The organism is Sporofaciens musculi (assembly GCF_009830285.1).
In the GTDB taxonomy this organism is placed as follows: Bacteria; Bacillota; Clostridia; order Lachnospirales; family Lachnospiraceae; genus Sporofaciens; species Sporofaciens musculi.
Map to the genome: position 1 here is coordinate 5017888 of NZ_WUQX01000001.1, position 19341 is coordinate 5037228.

Annotated in this window: 20 protein-coding genes; all 20 read right to left on the minus strand. The window is 41.3% G+C overall.

The features are described 5' to 3' along the window. Positions 1 to 8: 8 nt before the first annotated feature. The 20 genes from GN277_RS25410 to GN277_RS25505 all read right to left on the minus strand — a co-directional run bounded on the left by GN277_RS25410 (position 9) and on the right by GN277_RS25505 (position 19278). Positions 9 to 1310 (minus strand): DUF6070 family protein, encoded by a 1302-nt coding sequence (locus GN277_RS25410; RefSeq protein ID WP_159755345.1) that lies wholly within the window; start codon positions 1308 to 1310, stop codon positions 9 to 11. Further along, positions 1310 to 2653: a DUF6070 family protein gene (locus GN277_RS25415; RefSeq protein ID WP_244324908.1), complete on the minus strand. Its 1344-nt coding sequence runs from the start codon at positions 2651 to 2653 to the stop codon at positions 1310 to 1312. The genes GN277_RS25410 and GN277_RS25415 overlap by 1 nt, the downstream gene beginning before the upstream one ends. 285 nt (positions 2654 to 2938) lie before the next feature. Next, positions 2939 to 3607 carry a hypothetical protein gene (locus tag GN277_RS25420; RefSeq protein ID WP_159755348.1) on the minus strand — a complete coding sequence of 223 codons (669 nt, stop codon included), beginning with the start codon at positions 3605 to 3607 and terminating at the stop codon, positions 2939 to 2941. After that, positions 3579 to 4058, minus strand: a complete 480-nt coding sequence (locus GN277_RS25425) for a hypothetical protein (protein WP_204162797.1) — start codon at positions 4056 to 4058, stop codon at positions 3579 to 3581. Before GN277_RS25425 ends, GN277_RS25420 begins: the two co-directional genes overlap by 29 nt. A gap of 237 nt (positions 4059 to 4295) precedes the next feature. Further along, the gene (locus tag GN277_RS25430) at positions 4296 to 5309 is read right to left on the minus strand and encodes an immunoglobulin-like domain-containing protein (protein WP_159755354.1); all 1014 of its coding nucleotides are present in this window, start codon (positions 5307 to 5309) and stop codon (positions 4296 to 4298) included. Positions 5310 to 5324: 15 nt separating this feature from the next. Further along, positions 5325 to 6458: a hypothetical protein gene (locus GN277_RS25435; protein ID WP_159755357.1), complete on the minus strand. Its 1134-nt coding sequence runs from the start codon at positions 6456 to 6458 to the stop codon at positions 5325 to 5327. 69 nt (positions 6459 to 6527) lie between these two features. After that, on the minus strand, positions 6528 to 7199 hold the full coding sequence (locus GN277_RS25440) for a hypothetical protein (protein ID WP_159755360.1): 672 nt from the start codon (positions 7197 to 7199) through the stop codon (positions 6528 to 6530). Between the two features lie 42 nt (positions 7200 to 7241). Further along, positions 7242 to 8237, minus strand: a complete 996-nt coding sequence (locus tag GN277_RS25445) for a polyprenyl synthetase family protein (protein ID WP_159755363.1) — start codon at positions 8235 to 8237, stop codon at positions 7242 to 7244. A 106-nt stretch (positions 8238 to 8343) separates the two neighbouring features. Continuing rightward, entirely contained in the window at positions 8344 to 9003 is a 660-nt protein-coding gene (locus tag GN277_RS25450) for a DNA alkylation repair protein (protein WP_159755366.1), read from the minus strand. Between the two features lie 231 nt (positions 9004 to 9234). Further along, complete coding sequence (locus GN277_RS31245; RefSeq protein ID WP_322101272.1) at positions 9235 to 9540, minus strand: PX domain-containing protein; 306 nt, start codon at positions 9538 to 9540, stop codon at positions 9235 to 9237. Positions 9541 to 9928: 388 nt separating this feature from the next. Further along, positions 9929 to 10387 carry a VanZ family protein gene (locus GN277_RS25460; RefSeq protein ID WP_159755369.1) on the minus strand — a complete coding sequence of 153 codons (459 nt, stop codon included), beginning with the start codon at positions 10385 to 10387 and terminating at the stop codon, positions 9929 to 9931. Between the two features lie 101 nt (positions 10388 to 10488). Next, complete coding sequence (locus tag GN277_RS25465) at positions 10489 to 11148, minus strand: hypothetical protein (RefSeq protein ID WP_159755372.1); 660 nt, start codon at positions 11146 to 11148, stop codon at positions 10489 to 10491. Between the two features lie 115 nt (positions 11149 to 11263). Then, positions 11264 to 11971, minus strand: coding sequence for a DUF3879 family protein (locus tag GN277_RS25470; RefSeq protein ID WP_159755375.1), 708 nt, complete (start codon positions 11969 to 11971; stop codon positions 11264 to 11266). Between the two features lie 213 nt (positions 11972 to 12184). Then, the gene (locus tag GN277_RS25475; protein ID WP_159755378.1) at positions 12185 to 13477 is read right to left on the minus strand and encodes an ATP-binding protein; all 1293 of its coding nucleotides are present in this window, start codon (positions 13475 to 13477) and stop codon (positions 12185 to 12187) included. A gap of 4 nt (positions 13478 to 13481) precedes the next feature. Beyond that, positions 13482 to 14234 carry a LytR/AlgR family response regulator transcription factor gene (locus GN277_RS25480; protein ID WP_159755381.1) on the minus strand — a complete coding sequence of 251 codons (753 nt, stop codon included), beginning with the start codon at positions 14232 to 14234 and terminating at the stop codon, positions 13482 to 13484. A 94-nt stretch (positions 14235 to 14328) separates the two neighbouring features. Beyond that, positions 14329 to 15042, minus strand: coding sequence for a hypothetical protein (locus GN277_RS25485; RefSeq protein ID WP_159755384.1), 714 nt, complete (start codon positions 15040 to 15042; stop codon positions 14329 to 14331). 258 nt (positions 15043 to 15300) lie between these two features. After that, positions 15301 to 16008 (minus strand): hypothetical protein, encoded by a 708-nt coding sequence (locus GN277_RS25490; RefSeq protein WP_159755387.1) that lies wholly within the window; start codon positions 16006 to 16008, stop codon positions 15301 to 15303. After that, positions 16001 to 16438: a hypothetical protein gene (locus tag GN277_RS30610; RefSeq protein WP_244324910.1), complete on the minus strand. Its 438-nt coding sequence runs from the start codon at positions 16436 to 16438 to the stop codon at positions 16001 to 16003. Before GN277_RS30610 ends, GN277_RS25490 begins: the two co-directional genes overlap by 8 nt. Before the next feature lie 432 nt (positions 16439 to 16870). Then, positions 16871 to 18271 (minus strand): relaxase/mobilization nuclease domain-containing protein, encoded by a 1401-nt coding sequence (locus GN277_RS25500; protein ID WP_159755390.1) that lies wholly within the window; start codon positions 18269 to 18271, stop codon positions 16871 to 16873. Positions 18272 to 18291: 20 nt separating this feature from the next. Beyond that, positions 18292 to 19278, minus strand: coding sequence for a DUF3991 and TOPRIM domain-containing protein (locus GN277_RS25505; RefSeq protein ID WP_159755393.1), 987 nt, complete (start codon positions 19276 to 19278; stop codon positions 18292 to 18294). Positions 19279 to 19341 lie beyond the last annotated feature (63 nt).

A 19341-nucleotide genomic window follows, 5' to 3' on the forward strand; every position in this document is an offset into this window, starting at 1 on the left:
TTCTTCTTTCATCTTCCTCCCTTTGGCACTTCCAGTTCTTTCTGCTCTATCGAGTTAGATAAATATCGGAATGTGCCATCATCAAACGGCTGTACCACAATCGTGTTGGTAAATGCACGATCAGAATTATAATCTGCCCATACACCGTCTACAACAAGCGTAATTGTTCCGTCCGGATTTTCTGTATAATCAATAACCTCCCCAAAAGGCGGATACTGGCTTGCAAATATCATCTCATACTCATAGCTGTTACTGTCCTCGTCATATCCGCATTTTTCCCGTAACTGCTCTATTGACACCGGAAAACAGGTAGTCATTATCTTTTCATATATGTCCGCAGGTATTCTCCAGTTTTCCGTCCTTAAAATTTCTCCGGTGTATATCCGGTATATATCTTCAAACATACAAGGCATCAGAATATCTTCCACATTCTTACTGTCCCAGTTTGTTACAAGGACATTGTAATTGACATAGCTTAACCCATATACATATTTCGCTGTCAGCTCCCTGCATTTATCGGAAAGCGGCTTTATCCTCCAATACTGCCGCAGGCTGGAATGAGCAATCGGATTTTCATACGCATAGATAAAATATCCTTTCTCCGTCAGATTGATTTCTGCTATATCGCTGACTAAAGTATCCTTAATCTCCGGTATACCGCCCTCCTGCCATCCAATCCCCACATAATATGTCTGCAATCTGTTGTCCCTATAAATAAAAGTTACAGCCCCAATCAGTCCATCACGGTTTACTTCGTATATCGTTACCATAACATCACGTTTTTCCATATATGCGGCATAAAAATCTTCAATTTCTTCATAGTTTTCCATATTAGTATCTTCTGTAACGCTGACAAATCCCGCATTTCCGAGAAGTGCAACCGCTTCACGGCGCTGCTCTTTTGTAAACTCTTTGATATTGGAGCCGTAAGACACTCCTTCTTCCAGTTCTATGTCTTTATATACGTCCTTTACCTGCCCTGCCGCTTCCATCGCTCTATCTTTTAATTCATCTTTTTCTGATTCGGTAATCAGGCAATTTTCCGCCTGCGGAAGAAACCATAAAGATGATTCTGTATCTGATTTTGATTCTGATTCTGTTTCGCTTTCTTCTATATTTTCTTCCGCAATATTATTACTCAGTATTTCATTTTCATTGCTGAAGGGTATTTCTACTGGCGGTTCCCACACTTCCTCTGCGTTCTTTTCAGAACCCCTTTTCCCAAAAATAATACTGCATATTACAACAATGACTACCATCAACACGATAAGGAAACCATACTTTTTTAACAGCCATTTCACATCTTCCACTATTCATTCCCTCCATATACCTCTTCCCATTCTTCCTCTGTCAGACGGTTAGAATGCCACCAAATATCCCGTTCATCTTCCAGAGAAATCATCTCATTCGATACATACTGGAACCCATCCCCATCTAATAAACGGATTACTGTTTTATGTGAGTATGCCAAAGAGGTATTACCGTTTGGATATACAGCATTGATGATAAGCGTGATTGTTCCATCCGGATTTTCACCGTCAGCAGAGCTGACGGTGGCATCACTGACAATATAGTCTACTACTTCCGGATATGGAATATCAGGATATTCCGCCTCATAAAATCCCCGTGGTCTGTACTCATAAGCTGCCTCCTCCGAAAGATATGTAGTTTTTTGCCGCAGTGTTTCTTTATCTATATCCATATATGTCATAATGACATTTTCAAAAATCGCCTCCGGTATCCGGTAGACTGCGCCAACCCCTAAATTTTCATCTGCAACATAGGGAACAGGCTGCCTGTACAGGACTGGGTAAAAAATATCAAATGCATCATAAAAATCCAAATCTCCAAAATCTTCTTCGCTCCAATCCGTAAGGAATATATTATTCTGTTCATAACCGACCGGTAAGATATACTTCCTGTTTAACTCCCTGCACGTTTCATCTAACGGCAGTATCCGCAATGCCGTATGCTCCGGCGTATCGCTTAGCGTAAGCGCAAAATTTTCATCCGAAAAATAACTTCCCTCAAAAAGCAGATAACCTTCTTCTGTATATTGCACAAGATTGGCCGGATAGCTTACGGTACTTCTATTTTGGATGTTTCCATTTTGGTCATACTGGTAGTATCCCCTGACAATATTTACGCTGCCATTCTCTGTCTCCAAATCAAACTTCCGAAATCCCAAGTCTGTGATTGCAACAATGGTAACTGCTCCGTTTTTCTTTTCCTCTACCGCTTTACAAAATTCTAATACCTGCTCTGCCCCTGTCATGTCAACCTGATTTTCACTGTCAACCGCCACATAACCATTCTCACCCAGCCTTGCAACAATACGCCGCTTTGTTTCTGGACTGGCTAATGTATTTGTTTCTGCCGCCTCATTATAAATATCACGGTAAACTTCCGCTATATTCTCTGCACCACGGGAATCATCTTCACTTGACGGATACATTTCCTCATATTTTTTCTTCTGAATGTAACTCATATAGGTAACGAGCCATTCATCCGGTTTTGTTATATTAACTTCCTTTTTCGCTAAAATCAGCATAAATACTGCTATGCAAAGTGTAATTGCTGCCATAATACCTGTAATGATCCATACGAACCTTTTTGCTCTCTTTCTCCTGCTCCTTGTTTTCCTCTTTGCCATAAACTGTCCTCCAATCAAGACTGAATATTTGTCATAAATATTACTGTTGTAAGATTTTACAGCAAAAAAAATTATTCAGCTTTCCCAATAAATATTACGCCCGTAAGATTTATTAGTCAAGTAAATTATGCAGAAACAAAAAAGACAGGATTTCACATCCGCGGTCTGTCTCTCTTATTTGCCCTCCCAGATCGTTTCATTCTTCATGCTGACTAGCCACATTTTTAAAAAGCTGTAATCTGTTATTTTCGACATAACTGTTATTCTCCGCAAAATAAATAGAAATCACTTTTCGTTTTGTAATACTCTGCAAATAACCATTGCACCAAAAGCTACAATTCCAATAACCAGAAAATGTGCAAGACTAAATACTTTGATTCCCAACACAACAATATAGACTACTTGAATCAATACATAGAAAATACTTGCCAAAATTGATATGAGCAATCCATATAAAAAAAAACAGTGAGTACGTTTTATTTTGCCACGCCAAGCGATTTTAGACAATTTCTTTATCAACCATATTTCATACAAAAATGTTAAAAAGACAATGCCCCATACTATTTCCTGAAATATTTCAATATTAGTGCCAAACTTCTCTTCAAAAGCATATTCCATAGGACGAATGCTCCATGTATATGTACCTACATCTGCATTTTCCAATAATGGTCTGACAAACGAATAAAAGATTTCTTTATTATCCTCCAGTACTTCAATGATTCCGCTGGTTTTATTCGCGTAATGTATTTTCAGTCCATCAGTAATTTCAACATTATCTTCTATAGTAAAACTTGGCATCACGATATACTTATCTAAATCAATAGGGTAATCAAAACTATCAATTTGGCTCCCCTTCTCTAAAAACCCAACTACCTTAAATGTATAGTCATCATATAAATAGGTAAATATAAAAGTATCTTCCAGCTTATAAATTGAAGAATACAGATTCCCCATTAAAATTGGAATTTCGTTTTCTTTTTTTTAAGATAAAATCGTTTTCCAACAATGAACTTCCCTTTAAAATCTTAATATGAAAATCGTCTATTACATTTTTACTTATCTGTATACAATCGATAGCTGAACACTGGTTCTCTAGTTCTCCTGATATTGCGCTGTAAAACTCCTTCTGTTCACTAAAGTTTTCAAGATATTGAGAATATATTTCATAGTACTTATACCCTTCTTTTTGGTTTTCAATTAACGCGTTATATAACGCAGCAAAATCTTGTAGTTCCTTATTTAAAGGATTGTCCTCATGCTGAATGGAAAAAGTAATTCCCTTATTATTTTTTCTTTCTGTTTCTGAAACTCTTAACAATACATTCAGCCACTTATTAAATAAAGGCAGACAGATAATAAGCGCTAAAAGAAATGAAATAAGAACAAGAAGTCCTATTTTCCTCATTCGTTCCATAATGTTTTCTCTCCGTTTTCTTTCTTGCGACTTTTCTTGAGCAATTCATTATTCAACTTCTACTTCCATCGTTACTCCGTCTAACGGTAATAATACATCAGTATCCGCATTTCTTATGGAGATTTGACAGCAAAAAAATTTATTCAGCTTTCCCAATAAATATTACACATGTAAGATTTATTAGTCAAGTAAATTACGCAGAAATAAAAAAGACACTACATTTCATCCTTAAATGCTAAATTCCGCTGTAAAAGTATAATCTGTAAAATCTCCTGTTCCCCTAAAATCCGTAACAGTTTTTACAATACGGTATCTGCCCGGTTCCAGCTTCCCATAGAGCCATTCAAAGTCAATAACCGCTTCATAGGGTGAATCTTTCTGAACCATATAAGCAATCGCATTAAAAGCAGCATTGTCAATTACTTCATCCAGTTTCCTCCACTCTCCAGTTTCTTCATCCTGCACTTCCAGACAAAAGTCCTCTCCGCACTGTATATCTTTATCCGTATCATTCACAATCCTGACGGTCACACTGATATCGGAGCATTCTGTTACTTCCATCGTTACTCCGTCCAACGGTGATAATACATCGGTATCCGTATTTCTTATGGAGATGAGTGTTCCATAGTGCGGTGCTGGCTCTGTAAAATCACCGGAACAAGTAATAAACACTTCTGCACCTGTCTTTAATGCCCAATCTTCTTCACCTTCCGGCAATTCAAAAAATACCGCTTCATACGGAATTACTTCTTCTTCCAGCGTTTTTACACAAACAACAGGCACTAATGATTCAACAGTATGGTCAATGATTATCCCGGTAAAGGTAATCGTATTTTCATTAGAAAATGGAGTGCCTAAATACCATTCGTTCTTATATAAAACTGCTATTCCGCCCTCCACTTGTGCATAGGGCATTCCCAATTCAGGATTAAAATTTGTCTCTCCGTTATTTTCCGGAAAAGTGTCTGTATATGACTCTGTATATCCAATAATCGCACTTTCATCAACTTCTGCGGGCATAGGATTACCCTCCAACAGATAAACCGTGTCATTTACCATGATCGCTGCCGGATAATCTGCAACACCATCTGTTGCTATGTTTTCCTCTATATCTGTTTGTCCGGCATTTTCCACTATTTGACTATCTGCACCAGCGGGAGCCTCTGCACTGTTTGAAGCTCCACACCCTGTTATCAACAAAACACATGCTGTTATTATAGTAAATGCTATTCGTTTTCCCATGCTGCCTCCTTTCAGTCAGTCCAGCTTATAGATAATGCTCAATGCAACTTTGGGAATAGATTCAGAAATTTCTTTCACTTCTCCTATGATTGCAAATCGGTATTCATTATATTCCCATGTTGCAAGCACCATATTTTCATCATTTTTCCCATGTTGTACTTTTACCACAATGTTCTGACCGCTGATTGTTTTACCTTCCCAAGACTCATTTAATGTTTCATCATACTCATTATCTGGCAAATTCAAGTTTTCGTTTTTAGCCACTAATAACGTACAATCCGCATCTGCTACAGTATCGTGGTATGTTATTTTCAAATTATTTTCATCTACTAAACAATATTCACTATCCGTAATCCAAGTTGTATTCTCTGGCAATGAAACCATAATACCAAATGTATCCGCCAATTCTTCAGCATTGATATCAGAATACTCTGCCTCTTCCATTGATGCACCATCTAAGTGGGACGCGCCACCTAAAATCCTGGGCAATGCCTTTGCCACTTCTTCCTCAGTCATATAAGTAACACTCGTGATTTCTCCCCCTGCATTCCGGATAACTTTAATGCTGACTGCTCCTTTTGAATCTGTATTAAGCCTATAAACGGAACTGTCAGGACGCTCATCCTTGATAATATATACCAATTCACCCTGGTAATAATAGAAATTATCCTCTTTTTCAATACCATAAGCCGCATACTCTTCCAGAAGCGCCTTATCTTCCCAATCTTCTTCACCGGCTTGATTAGCTTCCAAAATTGTTGACAGAACATCATTTATCACTTCTATATCAATGCTTCCGTTCATAGCTGTCCAGAAATAGCTGTTGTATATGATCGTGTCATTACTCATAACGGAGATAGTTTCCATCACATCGCCATTTGTATCATACCATGAAATCATGGAACCAAAGCCGTTTGTATCTTCGCTCGATTCTCCTCTTTCAAACTGAATAGATGTAATATTGTCCGTAATCTGCTGCATTATATCTTCGTCCGTGACTTCCTTCTTCTCTCCACTGATAGATGTGACAGTGATTTTTTGAGGACTTTCAAACGAAAAAGTTTTTGTTTCAGGAGCAGAAGAACATCCTCCCAGTATTATCATACATACACATAGTAATGCCAAACCTGCTATAATTGATTTTTTCATATAAGTTATTCCCTCCACTGTCAGTCATTTTGATACAAGATAAGTCTGGAATTTTTGCTTTCGTATGCCTTATGTTTCCACAATGTTCTTCTCATAAGCCGCAGAAACCGCTTCCCTTGTTATGCTGGTCGTCTTATAATATCGGCTTCCTGCTGTTCCAATAATTTCCGCAAAATTGACACTCTCACTTTTGCCTGTTGCCGTTTCCCGCTGTTCCTGCCTTGAAAGATTTTTCAATTTTTCAAGAAAAACTACATAAAATGCCCGCTCCATATCAATGTATCTCTGTTCTTCCATGCTTTTTGCAGGTTGCCCAGCAAGCGGGTGATCTATGTCATATATCCACTTCTCAACGGCACTGATTGCACTTTGAACAGAGTTTCCCAATAAATCAGCCTGCTCATCAACCAATTCACCCTTTGCCCATTTTATAGCGGTTTGTATCATTACTTGCGTTATGTGAGCGTGTTTCCCGTCATTGGAAATCCAAAGACCACATTTTGTAATATGCACACCCGTTTCTTTTTCTGCTTCCATCCAGGCATGTTTCACTTCATCTGGAGCATTTGCTCCAATCACATCTAATACAGCAGAGGACTTTTCCTGTGCTATTTCTTTGTCCGCCTCCGCCATTTTCTGAGTCGCAATCTCCACAAAACTCTTCTCTTCTTCTACTTTTGCGGCTTTACTGTTCACATATCCCGCCTGATAATAGTCTGCTAATATTCCATTGATACCCATTTTCCCCTCCAATTTTACAAGTTCTGCATATACTGCCCTCACTTACAACATATAGTTATCCATCAGACGCTCCGCCCCTTTGCAAACGCTTTCCACAATCTGTTTCAAACATTGTTTTGCCTCGGAATCCCGGAAGACATTCAGGGCGCGGATCGCTTCTTCACAGTATCCGCGAATCAGCCGCATCGTATATCCATACCCGTCCGCATCCTCAATCAGTTTGGATATTTCCGCCGCTGCCTCCTCCCGGCAGCGCACCCCTGACTGGAGATCCGCCGCAATCTTTCGCAACAGTTCCCCGCAGCTTGGGTATGTAAATGTATGAATTGCCGGAAGAGTATAATACCCGCAGCTAAAATCCTGATGGATGGTCTTTGTCGCATCCGCATCTGTCGCAATGAAATCCATCAGGTCATCCCGCAGTTGGAACGCAAGCCCCAGGCTTTCCGCGAAGTGTTCAGCTGCCTGTCGTTCAACTTTATTACATTTCCCCTCATAAGCACCTGCAAGGCAGGCAATCCTGAATACGGAACAGGTTTTCCCGACGATATTCTGCAAATACTGTTCTTCGGAAATCTCGGTATTGAAACGGTTGTCGAACTGCCCAACCTCACCTTCACACAAGATTTCCAAATTTCCAAACAATTCCCGGTACCACGGCTTGTTGACCAGACTGGTACGGCTGATCGCGGAAAAAATCATAAAATCCCCCGCATAGACCGCCATTTCACGCCCAAATTTTTTTTGGACGGAGAGCTGTCCGCGCCGGAGTTCAGCCTCATCAATCACATCGTCATGCAACAGCGAAGCGGTATGACAAATTTCAATCACTGCCGCGATTTCGGTGGCATCTATCTGTTTTCCCGCCAACTTTGCACACAAAAGCGTCAAAACAGGACGCAGCTGCTTGCCGCGCGCCTGTAGAACCCACTGTAAAATCTTTTGCATCGATGGATTCTGTGACTGGAACAGCCGTTCAATGTGCTGGTTGACTCGCGCCAATTCCGATTCGAGCAGGGACAATCCTTCTAAATCCATTATTTCATATTCGCTACTATTCCGATTTTCCATGTTCCTTTACCTTCAAATCCCGATTTGTATGTCTTATATATCAGTGTTGTTTCTTCCCGACAAACTTGAATTTTTAGATATACTTACTTCCTTCTTTGATACTTAACGCACTCATTTTTTCCCGATTGTCATTGATAAATTTGATAACCCACTTCGGATTCGTTTTTGAGTATTCTCTCAGTGCCCATCCAATTGCTTTGTTAATAAAAAATTCATCAGTTCCAAAGTTAGCCATAAGTATTTTTTCAAGATTCTCTATATTGGTCTTTTCTTTTTTCCCAAGCTGATATTCAATGGCAGTTCGCCTTATCCAAATATTCTCATCATTTGCCCACTCAAGCATCAACTTGTCAACTTTGGAATCAGATTCACTAAGTTTTCCAATCACCTTACATAGAAAATCAATGGTATCCCACCAAGACTTGGTCGAAACATACTCTCTAATTTTGGGCATGTCCCCTATTACAAGAAACGAACCCAATGCAAGCAAATAATCATATGCTAAATATTGAAACTCCCGATGTACATCAGCGTAGCACAAATCCAAAAATGCCCAATCAATAGTTTTTGATGTCTTTTCACCTTTTAAGAAATCCTTATAGAGCTGTTTTCTCTCTGGTGTAGCAATACCGTAAAATTCAAATAAATCACGCATATACTTTTTCATTTCAAAAGCCTTTTCAGAATTAGCGTGTTCTTCAAATATTTCTTTTATGTTTTCATATTTTGACATACTATTCTTCCCTTCAAACTTCGATTTTTCTATTTCCCTACAAACTGGAATTTAACAACTAAAGTCTAATTGAACCAATTTCTTTCCATTTGGTAATAGATTTTCTGTCTGTGCTATTAAATTATACCCAATATCTTTCATAGCTTGAATCAGTAAATTTTCCTCCATTTGGTGATGGACTTCATCAATCTTATAAATACATGAATATATGGCGAATCAGATACCCAACTGTCATCTATATTTATCTGAATAATACATGAAACATATTTGGGGGCAAACGTGCTCAACTGTCTTTTGAAAACCATCATATCCAATATACTCAATTAACAAATTGGCAACCAATAATTCAGCGTTTGGAAGTTTACTTGTTTCGTCAATCAAATTTACTTGTATACATTCCAGTATTTCTGAAATATCTGAATACCTTTCTTCTACTGCTTTTAAATACTCTGTGTTAATATCAATCCCGTATACTTTTTGATATTTGTTCTTATCAATATGTTCCAAACCGTTACCACCAGCAATTCCTAAAACCATAACAGAACTTACTGGATAAGCATTAAATTATCCTTTCATCATTTGATTCATGTTCTGTAATTGCATAACAGAATCTAATTTCATATGATTCTCATAATCAGACAATGATATTTCTTCCCATGGATTAGCCACAATATCTTCTCCTTAAATCCCAATTTATCTTTCTTAATATTCAACTTTTCAAAAAACTACATATCTATGCTTTCCTGTCAAAAAGGGGCTTCTCCTCAAGATAATCCGGCAGTTCTGAAAGCTCTGCCCCTGCGCTATTCTTAACAGAGCGATACTCTGCCCAATAGAACACACAGATTTGATTTCTATGCTCTCTGATGCTGTGTTGCTATTATGTTGTGATCGTGGTGTTAGTTTACTGATAAACTGATAATTATCATCTTCTTATAAAAAGACGATTTGTGACCAAAAAAATCACATATCCGCAAACAATTCCTGTCATATTAAGAATTATATCATCGACATCAAAACTACCAAGTTTAGTAAAGAATTGAAAACTCTCTATTACCAATATCGAAGCTAAACCAATAACGAAAACACTTATCGCTGAACTGAATTTTTTGTATGTAACAGGCAAAAGAAAACCAAACGGGATAAATGGAATTATATTTCCCAATAAGTTTTTTAGTGCCCACCACTGAGTAATGCGTTCAATCTGAGCGGACATACTTCTGAACGGAATAAGATTATAGTTTATTGAACCCTGCATTGAGTAAGTATTTACCCTGTCACTTAATTCATAGAACGAACCTTTGAATTTAACAACAACAAAGACAAATAATAAAGCTATATACACCCACCAAAGTATTTTTAATGTTTTACCTTGTTTTCTCATTTTAACCTCCTTATTGACCTCCAAATTAATCAGCTAAAGTTTTACCATAATCATGAATATATTTCTACTGTATTTTCACAGAATCCCATATGGCCGCTTATTTATGCCTTCCTGTCAAAAGAGGGCTTATCCTCCAGATAATCCGGCAGTTCTGAAAGTTCTGCCCCTACGCTATTCTTAACAGAACGATACTCTGCCCAATAGATCGCATAAAATTCATTCTTTTTGGCAAGCTCTGCCGGTGTCATTTCATAACTCCACCCATTGCCTGTGTTGGACAGGGCTTTTACACCCTGGCATTCAATCACTGCACCATAACCGCCCGTTGTTAAAACCGGACAAGTCAATGTGCCGCCACCTGTCAATGCAAACCTTTTTTCAGCAAGGCCGCTTCCCCTGCCATCAGCCGCCTCCAAAAAATCCAATAATGTCAATTCCCCAATCCCCCTACATTTAGGGTTATTATTTTGACTTTTCATGGCATTTTTAGCCTGTTGGTACAGCATCTTCCTGTCCGGTGCAACATCAGATAAATATTCCGCCCTTAACTGGAGAACCTGTCTGGAAATCTGCTCTGATTCCGCCTTGCTGCCCGCCATGGCTGCTTTTTTTGCCAGTTCCCTGATTTCACTGGTAAACTCCGCCTTCGATTTATTAGATTTCCCTGCAGACGGGATGTAAGACCAGTTCGGCTCTCCCTTTCCGGTTGTTGCAATGACATCTTTTATGCTGCTGACAGAGCCACTTACTGATACGCTCATGAAATCCACCTCCCCAATAAACAGCCTTTACACGCCTATTATTTGTCACATATGGAAAGGCGTACTGCATTTGCACATTTATACGAAACGTAGCACGCCCTCAAAAATATGTACTTTATACCTGTATATCTAATGAACTGCCCGAAACAGATGACCTTTTCACAAGTTTGTTACCGCTTTTGGCAAGCTGGCTTTCTACACTTTCCCTTGTAATGCCGTCCAATGCCCCTGCTTTAATAGGTTTTCCCGCTTTCCAAGTAGGATCTGCCGCTTTCGCTGCTGCAATAAATGCCTGCGTATATGCCTTTTCATACTGCGATAAAGTATATCCTGCTTTTAAACGGTCATTTTTACTCATTTTCCTATGCAAATCCGTATAAACATCTGATCTCTTTGTGGTATCTCCATTCCCCATGCCATTTCCCTGTAAAAACTCTTTTTTGGTAAGTTCAAACATATCGTCAAGGCTGCTTTCCGGAATAGAAATCAGTGTCTTTCTGCTTACGGCATTTTCCTCTGTCACAAGCAATCCTGCCAGTCCCGTAGTAGGATCAATATAATCCCCATCCTTATCATACTGGCTCATCAGATTTTTGATTGCCTGTACATTCGTAAACATTGCACCACTCCCGGCATGTTGGGTCATTTGTTTAACAGCCGCTTTATACTGTGCGCTGTTCGTATCAATTCCCGCTGCTTTTAACTGCGACCTCAAAGAACCGTTTGACAAGTCCGACACTTTGAGCGGATTTACCATTCCTACATTGCTTTTTGTTCCAAACATACTCTGAAATAAAAAACTATAATCTGTTATTTTTGACATAATTTTGTCCTCCTTGAACCTGTTCTTAAAATCCGTTTTCATTTTTAGTACATATACTGCACTGTTATTTTAATTATCGGAAATCTGAACACAAAACCCTATGACTTTATCCCGAGGTACAGATTTTTTCCCCGAAGTACAGATTTTTTATATTTTTTCGCTAAAATGCTCTAAACTGATCCCAAATCCACCTTATGGGTTACGCTTTTCCGCCTATCGGTTCAGGATCACGTCGCTGTAAAATTTCCCGTTACCGTTTTTATAGAGGACACTGCCACCGTATTTCTCCACACACCGCTGCACATTCAGACAGCCGATGCCAGTGCCCCTCCCGCCTGTGCTTACTGGTCTGCCGTTCTTTATCCTTACTTCCTTTTCCACACTGTTCTCAATGCGGATGGAAAGCATCTCATTATAGTTTTTGATATGCACCTTGATATATCGCTCCCCGCTGCACTTCAAGGCAGCCTGCATTGCATTTTCCAGCAGGTTTCCAAAGAGCGTTGTCACATCCACCGGCTCTATGAACCCAAGCCCTGTGCTTTCCACCTTTACCACGAACCGGATGCCCATGCTCTCCGCCGCCTGCTTCCTGTCCGCAAGAAGGATGTTCAGCATGGGATTGTCAGAGTATTCCTCCGGCACAAGGGGCTTTAAGATGCCCCCGATCTGCCTTGTGTATTCCATTGCCTTGTCCGTCACGCCTGCCCGGTACAGCTCCTCAATGGAACGGATGTGTTTGCTCACATCATGGAGGATTTCAATAGATTTTCCGTATTTCTCCCGCTGCCTCTCATAATGCTCAAACTGCATACTCTCCTGCTGTTTCATCATGGCAATCTGAAACTCCATGCTGTTCTTCTCATCCTCCACTTTCAGGGAATAAAACAGGTATAAGTTCGCAAAGACAACACAGCACAGGTTTGCACATAGCAGGAAATAGTCAGCTTTCCTTTTGACCGCTGTTGCAAGGATGATAAAATTGACCATACTGTATAAAAACATGACAAGGTAAAGAATCACCTGTGTCCGGCTCTGCCTGTAATCTTTTTTCCACAACCTCCTTAATAGGACATAGTAAAAGAAGACTATCACCAGCTTTGAAAAAGCTACCTCTATGCTGTTGCTGATCACCACATCTTCCGGCATAAGTGAAAGTTTTTCCATCAGCAGGTCAATCCCAAACACACCGATACCCTCAAATAAGATAAGCATAATAAAAAAACATTCCGACTCCATCACCCGCCAATATCTCCTGACGTTTTTGTCCTCATAGCAGATAAAACTGGCAATGCCGTACACTGAAAAATTTGCTGCCATATTCCACCATGTATTATGCTTTAAGTTCACCAGCGTTACGATCACCACGGCGACAGCGGCGGCAATCCGGTAAAGCCACGGATTTTCAAAGGCTTTCCCATAACGGTCACCCATGAACTGGAACATCAGCCCGGCAATGATCACACATGACAGAAAACAACTGAACAGATATACTAAATTTTCCATGCCCCTACTCCCCACTGCTATGGATATATTCGTTGAGCCGTTCCTTGAACTGCGCCACCCGCTTCTGTGACAGGGACACTGTTACACCATTTTTCAACACGACCTCATATCCCTTCGTTTTCGCCACATTTTTAAGGTTTACGAGGATGCCCCGGCAGCTCGTCTCAAAACCGTAAGGCTGCATCCGCTCCTCCAGCCCGCTGATGGCATCAGGGTACTCGTACACCATATTTTCTGTCACGATTTTGACCTTCTTTTTTGCCTTGATGTATTCAAAGTACAGGATCGTATCAATGGAAAGCAACAGGACAGGCTTTTCCGACAGGACTCCGTTTTCCTCATAGGATACGTTACGGAACTCCAGCCGCACTTCTTCTTTCCGGTGCTGCCGAAGAAATGCCTGTAGCTGTTCCTCCAGTGCTGCCGCCGATACCGGCTTTTCCAGAAACGCAAAGGCGTGTACGGTGTTCACCGCATCCATGCAGTATTGTCCGAAATTTGTGATGTATATGATTTTTGCAGACTGGTTCCTGCTGTAAAGCTCCTGCCCTGTTTCGATTCCATTCCTGCCCTCCATCATAATATCCATGAAGACCAGGTGGAAGCTGTCATCCGACTGTAACAGCGCCCCACCGGAGGTAAAGTTTGTGATCCGGTATTCTTCTGTTTCTATGTATTTGTCTAAAAGCGGTTTCAGGATGCCTATGAGGTGATCCCTGTCCGCCTGTTCGTCCTCGCAGACTGCTATCTGAAGCATTGGTGTGCCTCCTTTTTGTATTTTTATATCGGAAATTTTCTTACTAAGTATAGACAGTATTCCCGATGTACAGATTCTTCTGCACTGCCATTTATCATGGGATAATAACCCAGTCATCTACGTTTGCTATCCGCTCTGCACATAAAACCTCCATGGCATTCACACAGGTACTAAATTCAATAGCAGGAATCTTATTTACTGCAACCTCCTTATGATACATATGGTCTATGTCTAAAACATAATAGGTATCTCCAATAATTCCTATCGTGTTGTTATTATTGAATCCCAATATCAATGGTGTTTCTTCACTTGTCAAATCTATCATTACATTTAATTCATTGACTAAATAAGGCGAACCCTGCATAGTAATTTCCTGATTCTCTAACTCACACACCTGATACCCATCCACAATGACACCGTTTAAAATAACGGGATAGTATATAATCCTATTGATTGGTGTTTCGTCGTCGAGGGCAAACATTTCGATACCCTGTCCCAGATAAACAGAATCACTCTGCTCCTGTGTCCAGTCCCCGTCACAATAGTTTGGAAAGTTTTCTTGTGCATAAGCATCAAACCGCTCTATATCTGATGAAGATACAACATAGAAAGATTTATTCCAATCAGCCTCAGATACCCATTCCGGAATTTGATTGCCAATTTTCTCTCTATCCCCTATTTCAGTAAGTTCTCCAAGTGTCAATAAACTGGCACTATGAAGTTGTTCCCCCAGCTCCCCGTTTTGACTGCATCCAACCGCTGTGAGTGCCAAAACTACTGCCAAAATGATTGCTGTACATTTTTTCATGTGAGTTGCTGCCTCCCTCTGTACGCATTGTATCCATCTTATCGCACAAATCTCAAAAAGTATAATTGATTTCCACCTTTTGGTGCTTTGTTTGGGAATTGATACTGCGGTATAGTTACTGTACCCGTTTATATTATACATGGTCTGGCGGTATATGAAAAACTGTAATTCCCGACGTACAGATTTTTTCCCCGAAAGACAGATAAAAGACCGAGGAAGGCACTTGATAACCTTCCCCGACCTTATTTGTTTTGCTAATCATGCTTCTACTTTTAACCTTGCTTCATATCGCAGTCTGTTATAGTCATTTCTCTCAATACGTCGTGCCTGAATACTATTTAGCAAAATATTATACTCTATTAAGCCACCGGAATATCCAAAATAAATAACATCATATTTATCTCTATACTCATTTAAGACCTCATCAAAGTAGTTTTTTAATTCTTCAAGGCGTACAGGTATTGGTGGTTCATCATAAAAAACAAATAATCCTACTTTCTCAAAACCCTGCCGCCTATACGATGCTAACTTTTCCATTTTCTTTCTTACGGCATCCTGAAAAATCAATTTTTCACTATCACTATTTTTCACTGGATATGTTAAACCCAGCTCATCAACCTTTGCACCATTATTTTCAATTATCTGTTTTCTACGCTCTTTCTCTTCTAAACTACTTTCCAAACGATATTTTACAAATACGCCCTCTATCTGTGCTTCTTCCTTTGTAACCGCTTCTGTAACCTCTATTCCGATCAATCTATTCTCATCACTGATATCCGGCGCATCATGCACATCAAATCCAGCATATATATCGCCATAGCAATATTGTAAAACACTTAACGCAAGAACCTCCACATATTTTTTTCTATACCGGGACGTCAGCGGCTTTTTGAATGAAAACATCCCTTTAAGCAAATCTTCGCTATTTATTTCAACTTTTCCCAAAGCCTCTTTATCACTAATCATCACAATCCTCCATATACGGCGACATCCCCATTTCTTCCCATGTGACCCCATAAGGCGCACCACCAGAAGTATAACCTGCTATATAATAAAATCTGTCATCCTGTTCCAGATAATCTGCTATATCACTTTTTTGCATCTTGCGTTGTTCACGAAGTCTTTTCCTTTTTGCCTTTTTAGCCTTCTGTATATCCTGATAGGCTTTTACTGCCGCCTTTTCCCTGTCAATCTGCTCCTTTGTTAAAGAAACGCCTAACATCTGCAACTCCGCAACAGCCTTCATGCGGTCTACGGCAAATTTTTTCCTATACGCTTTTATGATATCCCCGCCATAAGGTGTACCGTCATATTCTGCCACCCACTTTTCTGCTTTAGCTTTTCGTTCTGCAAACTTCATGGCTTTCTTAGCCGCTTTACCTTTTCCCTTTTTCATAGCGCATTATTCTCTCTTACACTAAACTCTAATACTTGCTTCTCTTTAAACAATCGTACCATAAACCAGCACTGGCAAGCAATGGATAACGATATTCTTTACGAATATCGCTATCCCCGCTCCGGCTCCTTATGTCGCCTCGCTATGCTTGTTGGGGACACCCCAATCCCCGGCAAAATACGCTCCCGCTCTTTTGTGAACACGCCTTACGGCGTGGCTTTCAACTCAAAGCAATACACTTTGAGTTTGCTCCCGCTTACGGGTCGCCCCCTCCGCACTCCGCGCAGAGGTTAAAGACAAAGATCCCCCGAAAAAATCGACATACTTTCCGTTTCTGTATATAACAAATTCCACACCAAAAACAAAATAAAAAAAGGAAAACCAGGCAAGGGACTACCTATTCCCTTTCCGGTTTTCCTCTTTTTTTATCTGTCACCGCTCTGTTTCTTTTTTCTCCGCTCCGCGCGGCTCCAATCCTAAAATTATATCAACATTCTGCTTTGCGCTCTGGTAGTCGATCATCTCTTTCCGCGCCTCCTTATATTCCTCATAGCACTCTTTTTTCTCGGCCAGAAGTACGGCATATTCTTCCGAAAGCTGTGCCACTTTTGGTATCGGCTTCCCGTTCAGGGCATCAAAAGCCGCTTTTGCCGCCTCATGCTTTGCTACCTCCTCTGCGTGTTCTGCAAGGTATTCTTTTTTATGGCGTGACTTCTTATATTCCTTATAGACTTCCCGCGTTTTGGAATAATTGATGATATGTGTTTTTAACTGTGCGTTCTCTGCCATGCGTCCCTCAAGCTGTTTGATGCGGACAGAAAGCGCGTCGAATCTCTGTCCGGCAGTTTCAGCCCGCGCCGCCAGTTCCTCATAATCAGTGACGCCATTATCTACAAGAAAATTTAAAGTCTTTGCTGCTTCTTTCAGGTTAAAAACCTTCGCCCACCGCTCATAGCTTTTTCCTTTCCCCGCCTGCATTTTTGCCTGAATATCCACAAGGAGGTTGACATTCCTTACCGCTGCCTTTCGTTTTGTTTTTGTCTCCGTTCTGGCACAAGTTTTTCCGGCCCGCTCCTGTAACGCCGCCTCCGTATATTCCTCCCCCAGACGGAAGCTGCGGGTAAATTTCTCCTGCCCCGGCGCACGGAACTCCAGCGATTTTCCCCGCCGTTTGATCTCATATCCTTCTTCCCTCATGTGGGATAAAAAATCTTCAAAATCCCTGCTCTCAGGCAGTACCCGGTCAATCGTCTGACGCAGCCGCTCCTTGAAACTCCGCCCGCGTTTTGCCGCCGCTTTTTCCTGATAGCGCTGTCCTTTTGCTTTCGGGTTTTCGATCACGGAGTAGCCGTGTTCCCTGCATATCTGGTCGTTGAGCCTGCGCAGGGCAAAGGAAGAATTTTTATAGTTATTAAATTTGCCGTCACACTCTAAATTGGTACTGTTAAATTCCACATGGTTATGGATATGGGCTTTATCCACATGAGTGGAGACAACAAACTGATGCTTTCCTTTTGTGAATTTCATAGCCAGTTCATACCCCAGCTTATTTGCCTCTTCCGGCGTAATCTCCCCCGGCTTAAAAGACTGGATGATGCGGTAGGCAATAATGTCCCGCTCCTGGGGCTGGCTCCGTCCGGTAGACGTTTCATAGAGCAGCTTGCTCATTTCAAATTCTTCAGCGGCGGTTTCCGGACAGCACATGTACGATGACACTAATTCCCCGTCCTTTGTCTTTTCTTCCTTCTGGTCATACTTTATGCGCGCCTGAAGCGTCTGCCCCCGTGTCTTGCTCCCCATAGCCTTTCGTGGGAGCAGGTCTGAAATTGCCATATCCGCATCCTCCTTCCTTTCTATTTTTCCATACCACAGACGCGCCCTGCCTGCGTTTTTTCCCTGTTTTCTGCCTCATATCGGGCGGCTATTTTCTGCTTCAACAGTTCATTATAGTCCTTCCCACAAACAAGGGGCGGCGGATTATCCACGATCACCCGGATGCGCCGGGAAAGTTCTGCATCCTCCCGCACCGCCTCCCGGATTTTCTCCATACCTAAAATTCCAGCCTTATCATTATCCAGACATAAACTGATGCAGACCACTGCCGGATGGTCATGGAGGAACGTAAGCAGCGCACGGGGAGCCGTCCCGCCCAGGGAAAGGTAATGGTTCTTTGTCCAGTCCTCCCCCTGCATCTTTAACAGTGATGCTACGGAAAGCGCATCAATAGGGCTTTCCGCCACAGCCACAAAGGGGCTGTCCTCATCAGCAGAAGGCAGCGAAAAACTGTAACGCTTATCGCTCCCGTCCACGTCATTTTTAAATGTGCCATATATCCCCCGCAGGCAGGCATAACGCGCTTTCCCTACACTGTCTTTTCCCACAAAGACACAGTTATGGTAGTTACGGCTCTCATACAGAATCCCTTTCCTGATACACTGGCTGATCACTTCCCCATCAATCCCCCTTCCCAGCAGATAGGACACCGCCGCTGTCCCGCACCGGTTTTCCGGCGGAAGTAAAAAGGGCTTTGCCGGTTTCTCTTTATGGGGAATATCAGAAGGCATCCGGACAGCCGCGCCCCGTTCCCCGCAGAGCGTCTCCACCGCTTTTACAAAGTCCATGCCCCGCACCTTGACCAGATAGTCAAGCGCCGTCCTGCCGCCGATCCCCCGGCTGTGCCAGTTCCATTTGCCGTTGGATATTTTAAGGCTGTCATGGGTCATTGTCCGGTATTCCCTCCCTCCGCATTTTTGTAGTTCCTGCGGCTCATAAGTTTGTAAATAAGAGAGTAAATCCCACTCTTTCGCCCTTGCGATCTGTTCTTTTGTCACTCCCGGCATACCGCCATCACCTCCAAATCAAACGCTGTCACGCTTCGCAGCCCATCTTATTGATAAAAAAAA

Excerpts from the sequence above, each read along its gene's own strand:
- GN277_RS25445 (WP_159755363.1), bottom strand. The coding sequence starts at position 8,237 with ATGGATTTAGAAGGATTGTCCCTGCTCGAATCGGAATTGGCGCGAGTC.
- GN277_RS25485 (WP_159755384.1), bottom strand. The coding sequence starts at position 15,042 with ATGAAAAAATGTACAGCAATCATTTTGGCAGTAGTTTTGGCACTCACA.
- GN277_RS25480 (WP_159755381.1), bottom strand. The coding sequence starts at position 14,234 with ATGCTTCAGATAGCAGTCTGCGAGGACGAACAGGCGGACAGGGATCAC.
- GN277_RS25475 (WP_159755378.1), bottom strand. The coding sequence starts at position 13,477 with ATGGAAAATTTAGTATATCTGTTCAGTTGTTTTCTGTCATGTGTGATC.
- GN277_RS25490 (WP_159755387.1), bottom strand. The coding sequence starts at position 16,008 with ATGATTAGTGATAAAGAGGCTTTGGGAAAAGTTGAAATAAATAGCGAA.
- GN277_RS25440 (WP_159755360.1), bottom strand. The coding sequence starts at position 7,199 with ATGGGTATCAATGGAATATTAGCAGACTATTATCAGGCGGGATATGTG.
- GN277_RS25460 (WP_159755369.1), bottom strand. The coding sequence starts at position 10,387 with ATGAGAAAACAAGGTAAAACATTAAAAATACTTTGGTGGGTGTATATA.
- GN277_RS25500 (WP_159755390.1), bottom strand. The coding sequence starts at position 18,271 with ATGGCAATTTCAGACCTGCTCCCACGAAAGGCTATGGGGAGCAAGACA.
- GN277_RS25505 (WP_159755393.1), bottom strand. The coding sequence starts at position 19,278 with ATGCCGGGAGTGACAAAAGAACAGATCGCAAGGGCGAAAGAGTGGGAT.
- GN277_RS25415 (WP_244324908.1), bottom strand. The coding sequence starts at position 2,653 with ATGGCAAAGAGGAAAACAAGGAGCAGGAGAAAGAGAGCAAAAAGGTTC.
- GN277_RS25470 (WP_159755375.1), bottom strand. The coding sequence starts at position 11,971 with ATGTCAAAAATAACAGATTATAGTTTTTTATTTCAGAGTATGTTTGGA.
- GN277_RS25465 (WP_159755372.1), bottom strand. The coding sequence starts at position 11,148 with ATGAGCGTATCAGTAAGTGGCTCTGTCAGCAGCATAAAAGATGTCATT.
- GN277_RS31245 (WP_322101272.1), bottom strand. The coding sequence starts at position 9,540 with ATGGTTTTAGGAATTGCTGGTGGTAACGGTTTGGAACATATTGATAAG.
- GN277_RS25450 (WP_159755366.1), bottom strand. The coding sequence starts at position 9,003 with ATGTCAAAATATGAAAACATAAAAGAAATATTTGAAGAACACGCTAAT.
- GN277_RS25435 (WP_159755357.1), bottom strand. The coding sequence starts at position 6,458 with ATGAAAAAATCAATTATAGCAGGTTTGGCATTACTATGTGTATGTATG.
- GN277_RS25430 (WP_159755354.1), bottom strand. The coding sequence starts at position 5,309 with ATGGGAAAACGAATAGCATTTACTATAATAACAGCATGTGTTTTGTTG.
- GN277_RS25425 (WP_204162797.1), bottom strand. The coding sequence starts at position 4,058 with ATGAGGAAAATAGGACTTCTTGTTCTTATTTCATTTCTTTTAGCGCTT.
- GN277_RS25420 (WP_159755348.1), bottom strand. The coding sequence starts at position 3,607 with ATGGGGAATCTGTATTCTTCAATTTATAAGCTGGAAGATACTTTTATA.
- GN277_RS30610 (WP_244324910.1), bottom strand. The coding sequence starts at position 16,438 with ATGAAAAAGGGAAAAGGTAAAGCGGCTAAGAAAGCCATGAAGTTTGCA.